General features: G+C 68.4%; 2 protein-coding genes and 1 pseudogene. 2 read left to right on the top strand and 1 reads right to left on the bottom strand.

All coding sequences use genetic code 11. The features are described from left to right. Window positions 1-303 precede the first annotated feature (303 nt). Window positions 304-540, top strand: a complete 237-nt coding sequence (locus IE98_RS45580; RefSeq protein WP_159401258.1) for a hypothetical protein — start codon at window positions 304-306, stop codon at window positions 538-540. Between the two features lie 373 nt (window positions 541-913). Here the strand turns inward: IE98_RS45580 and IE98_RS52805 are convergent. Beyond that, a pseudogene (locus IE98_RS52805) lies at window positions 914-1,294 on the bottom strand (hypothetical protein); the annotation flags it as partial. A 638-nt stretch (window positions 1,295-1,932) separates the two neighbouring features. Between IE98_RS52805 and IE98_RS48770 the strand changes: the two are divergent. Continuing rightward, complete coding sequence (locus tag IE98_RS48770; protein ID WP_052391615.1) at window positions 1,933-5,652, top strand: glycoside hydrolase family 3 C-terminal domain-containing protein; 3,720 nt, start codon at window positions 1,933-1,935, stop codon at window positions 5,650-5,652. Window positions 5,653-5,981: the final 329 nt, after the last annotated feature.

The raw sequence follows: 5,981 nt of genomic DNA, 5'->3' as shown, positions 1-5,981 counted from the left end.
CCCGAGGACCGCACGGTTCACCATGATCGACACGACGAAGATCATGCCGTCCGAGGCAGCCATGTCCAACTCGCCGCAATCACGCACCAGCTCGTAAGAACGGGCCGAGATGTTGGAGGAGGCCGTGGAGGCGATGCGGGAGTCATTCACCGGACGCGAGGGTTCTCTCACCGAGGCCTCCACTGCACGGTGGACAACGCCCATTTGTGCGCGGTCCCTCCGGGCGCGCCGCCCGACTTCGCGTCGGGGTTCGGACCGAACGCTGCGACCCGGGCCAGCCGGATCGGCGACGGCTTCGCCACCATGACCCCCGACCGGCACCTGGTCGAGGAGTTCCGCTCGGTCGGCGGAGCGAGCAAGCCGGTCATCAGCGGCGTGAAGGTCTTCTGGAGCGAGGGCCGGGACAAGGCCTTCGATCTGGTGCACCGGCTGTGGCCGACCGAGATGCTGCCCGGCGAACTCACCCAGATCCTCCGCACCCTGCGCACTTCGAGCAGGCGAGCGGACTCGTCACACTGGAGAAGATCAGTGAGACCGTGACCTGCGGGGACGACGTGGACGAGCGCATCGCGAGACTGCGCCCCTACGCGGCCGCCGGCTTCGATGAGGTGTACGTCGGCCAGATCGGCCCGACAACGAAGTGTTCCTCGACGCCCACCGGCGCGCGGTGCTTCCCGCCCTGACCGGCTGAGCACACTGTCGGTCCGACCCGCCGGGCACCTGCCTACGACCGGTGGCCGGGTGCCGAGCGCGCTGTCCGCCAGGTTCGCCAGGCGCGCCGCGACATCGGCGTGTACCTCCACGGCGCCGGCGGCCCGCAGATCACGTTCGCTCCAGCCGCCGGAGAGCAGCGCGAGGCAGGGGATTCCCGCGGCCGCGGCAATGGCGTCGTCCGCAGCCAGGACCCGGCTCATCACCGCCATGCCCCTGCGGGCGGCCGAACTCGCAAGGACGACCGTCCAATCCCGGCGGGCCACCGCCGGGTCGTGGGCGGTGGCCCGCCCGTCTTGTCCTTCCGGGCCGCCCAATTTTGCCGGGCCTTCCCCGCCTTCCCGGCGGCCCTCTCCAGGTCGGTGAGCGTGCCGCAGCCGAGGTGCATCCCAGTTGCGTCGTGGTGGGTCCGGACGGTGGTGGAGTCCACGCCGACCATCGATAGGTCCACCTCGCCCCGCTTGGCGGCTTCCGCAATCGCGCCCTCCATCAGGGCCTCGAACACTCCGGCGTCCCTCCACTGCCGGAACTGGTTGTGGACAGTCGACCAGGCACCGAACTCCTGCGGGGCATCCCACCGCTGACCGCCCGTCCGACCGGGGCGGCCGGTCGGTCAGTCACGACGCCGACCTCTACAAGGAGCGGAACACCGTCGAGCGTCTGATCAACAAGCTGAAGGCATGGCGGGGCATCGCCACCGGCTGCGACAAGGCGTCCGAAGGTCGCGAGGTCCACGCCAGCATGGGTCACCGGTCCGACGCAGACCCCGAGGTTCGATCGCCGGATGCGTCGGCCGAGGACGAGAAGGTCTGCCGGACGGCGCCCGTGACGAGGGCACAGCCAGCCGAACCGCGCGTCGCGTCACGCAGACCGGCAGCTATAACTATGTTCGGATCACAGCTAAACGAAATCAAACATAACTTGGCGTTTCGATCCACTTTAAACTGGCATTTCGCGCGAAGCGTTGACTTCGCCGCCTCTCAGATGTTTGAGTCTGTTCAGATTTGTTGTAGATGTCAACGGCTGGCTTGTGCTTGCCGCACCCCCCACCTCCACCCCCCCGCGGCTCGCGCCCCGGCCGATGCGGGCTGCGCCCGCGTGAGACCGCAAACCAGCGCGAACCGCGTGCCTGACCTCTTGTGAGGCGACATGCAACGTCGAAGTGAGCCGGCCCGCCGCTGCGGGCCGGGCCGAAACCCTCATGCCAGGGGCTTGCGCTTCATGGCCCTGGTGCTGGTCGCCGCCTCGGCGCCGATCACGACCGTGTTCGCCACCGCACCGGCCGCCGCGGCCGCATCCGCGGCCTGCCCGTGGGTCGGCTCCAGCGCCCCGATCGCCACCCGGGTGAGCCAACTGCTGGGTACGCTGACCGTCGCCCAGGAGATCCAGCTGGTCACCGGCAGCAGCTTCGATCCCTACGCCGGTACCACCCCCGCGATCGGCGCGCTGTGCATCCCGGCGATGGGTCTGGAGGACGGCCCGGCGGGCGTCGGCGACGGCATGAACAACGTGACGCAGCTGCCCGCGCCCATCGCCGTCGCATCGACCTGGGACACCGAGGCCGAGCAGAAGTACGGCCAGGTGATCGGCGCCGAGCAGGCCGCCAAGGGTGCCAACGTCGACCTCGGTCCGACGATCAACATTGTGCGCGACCCGCGCTGGGGCCGCGCCTTCGAGTCCGTCGGCGAGGACCCCTATCTCAACGGGAAGCTCGGCGCCGCCAACATCCAGGGCGTGCAGTCCACCGGCGTGCTGGCACAGGTCAAACACCTTGGGGCGTACAACCAGGAAACCGGGCGCGACAACAACGACTCGGCCTCCGATGCCCCGTACAACTCGATAGTCGGTGCCAGGGCCGAGAACGAGATCTACCTTCCGGCCTTCCAGGCCGCTGTCCAGCAGGGCGCCGCCTCCTCGCTCATGTGCTCGTACAACGACATCAACGGCACTCCTGCCTGCGACGACTCCGCCACCCTGCAGACCGTGCTGCGCCAGCAGTTCGGCTTCACCGGCTTCGTCACCTCCGACTGGAACGCCATCCACAACACCGTCGACGCCGCCAACGCGGGCGTGAACCAGGACATGGGCGTCAACGACCCGTACTACGGCACCGCTCTGCAGAACGCCGTGACCTCCGGGGCGGTGAGTACCGCGACGTTGAACGCGCTGGTCAAGCCGATCCTCACCGAGATGTTCGCGTTCGGCCTGTTCGACCGCCCGACCACCGGCTCGCCCACACAGAGCGCGACCAGCGCCGCGAACCGGGCCGCCGCCACCTCGCTCGCCGAGGAGGGCACGGTGCTGCTGAAGAACAGCGGCGGCGTCCTGCCGCTCGGCTCCTCCGCGAAGTCGGTCGCGGTCATCGGCGCCGACGCTTCCACCAGCCCTCAGACTGCGGGCGGCGGCAGCGCCGTGGTGTCCTCCAGCGGCACCGTCACGCCGCTGCAGGGCATCACCTCCCGCGCGGGTAGCGGCGTGACCGTGAACGCCAGCGGCGGCGTCGACGCGACCGGCCAACAGCTGTCCGCGATCAGCGCCGCGAACCTGACACCCTCGCAGGGGTCCGGCCAGGGACTGTACGCGCAGTACTACAACAACATGACCCTGTCCGGCGCTCCGGTGCTCAGCCGGGTCGACCAGAACTACAACACCAACTACAACGGCGCCTCGCCCGCCGCGGGCGTGAACGCCACCGGGTGGTCGGCGAAGTGGACCGGTAGCTTCGTCCCGCCGACGACCGGGACGTATGTCTTCTCCACGACCGAGGACGACGGCACGCGCCTGAGTGTGAACGGCCGGCAGCTCACCAACAACTGGCAGGACGGCGCAGCCAGCACTCAAAACGGCTCGATCAACCTCACTGCGAACCAAGCGGTGCCCATCGAGCTCGACTACTACCAGGACGGCGGCGGCAGCGAGCTGCATCTCGGCGAGCAGACCGCCGGCTCCATCCCGTCGATTGCGCAGGCCGTGACGCAGGCGCAGAACTCCTCCGTCGCCGTGGTCTTCGCCAGTAATTTCGAGGGTGAAGGCTCCGACCTTACGAGCATCGATCTGCCGGGTCTGCAGAACGCCGAGATCGAGGCGGTCGCCGCGGCGAACCCGAACACCATCGTCGTGCTCAACACCGGCTCCGCTGTCACGATGCCGTGGCTGTCCTCGGTCAAGGGCGTGCTGGAGGCCTGGTATCCGGGCCAGGCGGACGGGACCGCGATCGCCTCGCTGCTGTTCGGCGACACCAACCCCTCCGGACACCTCACCGTCACCTTCCCGACCTCCCTGGCGCAGGTCCCGGCCAGCACCACCGCGCAGTGGCCCGGCACCGTCCAGAACATCGGCACCGCTAGCAATCCCATCAACCAGTACCAGGTCCAGTACAGCGAGGGCGTGAACGTCGGCTACCGCTGGTACAACAGCCAGGGCCTCACGCCGCTGTTCCCCTTCGGCCACGGCCTGTCGTACACCAGCTTCTCCTTCAGCAACCTGCACGTCGGGTCGCTGACCGCGGGCGGCGCGGCCACCGTGACCGCGACCGTCACGAACACCGGCTCGCGGGCCGGTGCGGACGTCGCGCAGCTGTACGTCACCGAGCCCGCCTCCTCGGGCGAGCCGCCCAAGCAGCTCAAGGGCTTCGCGCGGGTCAACCTTCAGCCCGGCGCGAGCCAGACGGTGACCTTCCAGCTCACCCAGCGCGACCTGTCGTACTACAACGCGTCCACGAATGCGTGGACGACCAGCACCGGAAGCTACGGCGTCGCGGTCGGCGACTCGAACGCGAACCTGCCGCTGACCGGCAACCTGTCGGTGTCCTCCGCGCAGCTCGGCACACCGGTGACGATCAGCCAGGTCGCCCCCCAGGAAGGCCCAGCGGGCACCGCGGTCTCCGTACCCGTCTCCGCCGGCGACACTACGAGCGGCCAGAAGCTCACCTACACCGCGACGGGCCTTCCGGCCGGCACGTCCATCAACCCCTCGACCGGCACGATCACCGGCACGCCCACCACCGCGGGCACCAGCACGGTGCAGGTCACCGCGACCGACGGCAACGGCGCCTTCGCGGCGACCTCGTTCACGTGGACCGTCGTGCCGTCCTTGCCGCTGTACTACGCCATCACCAACGTCAACAGCGGCCTGAACCTCGCCGTCGCCAACTCCTCCACCTCCGCGGGCTCAGGGATCGTGCAGGCGACCGTCGACAACACGTTCGCCCAGCAATGGCAGCTCGTGCCCACCGGCTCCGGGGGGTACAAGCTGGTCAACCGCAACAGCGGCATGCTGCTCGACGACCCCGCCGGCACCGCCAACGGCGGGCAGCTCGTACAGAACGTTGACACCGGAGCCACAGAGTTCCGGTGGACGCTCACCGCGAACGCGTCGCACGAGTACACCATCACAAACGTGAGTACCAATCAGCTTGCGGACGACTACGGCGCGCTGAAGGCGGCAGGGACGATCGTCGACCAGTGGCCTTCGACCGGCGGGGGGAACCAGCGGTGGACGCTCACGCCCATCCCCGTGCAGGGCGTCGGTTACCGCCTGCAGAACGCAGCCACCAACGGGCTGATGGACGTGAGCACCGACTCGAAGGCCGATGCCGCGGGCATCGTGCAGTGGGGATCCAACGGCTTGAGCGACCAGCAGTGGAGCTTCGTGAGCCAGCAAGGAGGCGCATACACGATCGTCAACAACAACAGCATGAAGCTGCTCAACATCCCCGGCCCCACCATCACGGCGGGCACCCAGCTCATCCAGTACCACGAGGACGGCGGCAGCAACTCGCGCTGGACGCTCGTGGACGCCGGGCCGAACCAGGTCGAGCTCAAGAGCGTCTATGACGGCCAGGTAATCGATGTCAACGGCGGCGCGCCCTCGGACGGAGCGGCCGTGGTCCAGAATCCGACGAACGCCGCCAAGGCCCCGGTGTGGACGGTTGAGCCGTAACACCACGCACTGGTGACCGTCTCGCCACCGCGCGCGCCGCGTGACCAGTGAACACAGCCCGGCCGCCGCACCCCGGCGGCCGGGCCCTTCGCGCTGCGCCTTCTGCATGCAGGCCCGGTCGACGTGCTCGACAGGTGGAGCTCTGCGACAGCACAGGTGCACCCGTCGCGATGTGCGGTGATGTGTGCCCTACGTCCACGTCGTAGGTGGAGATCAATCGCACGACGTTTCGTCATAACTGATCATTTCAGAATGAGGTCCGAAGCTTCCGCAGGCAGATGATGCTGCAGGCGAGTTGGAGCAGGCCCAGGTGGAGGTCGGCGCGTATC

The organism is Streptomyces sp. NRRL B-24484 (assembly GCF_000717715.1).
Lineage (GTDB): Bacteria > Actinomycetota > Actinomycetes > Streptomycetales > Streptomycetaceae > Kitasatospora.
The sequence above is the reverse complement of the archived record's forward strand: the minus strand, read 5'-3'. Positions and strand labels throughout refer to the sequence as shown.

Bases quoted from the DNA above. Each gene is read 5' to 3' on its own strand.
- IE98_RS45580 (WP_159401258.1), top strand. From the start codon at position 304: ATGACCCCCGACCGGCACCTGGTCGAGGAGTTCCGCTCGGTCGGCGGA.
- IE98_RS48770 (WP_052391615.1), top strand. From the start codon at position 1,933: ATGGCCCTGGTGCTGGTCGCCGCCTCGGCGCCGATCACGACCGTGTTC.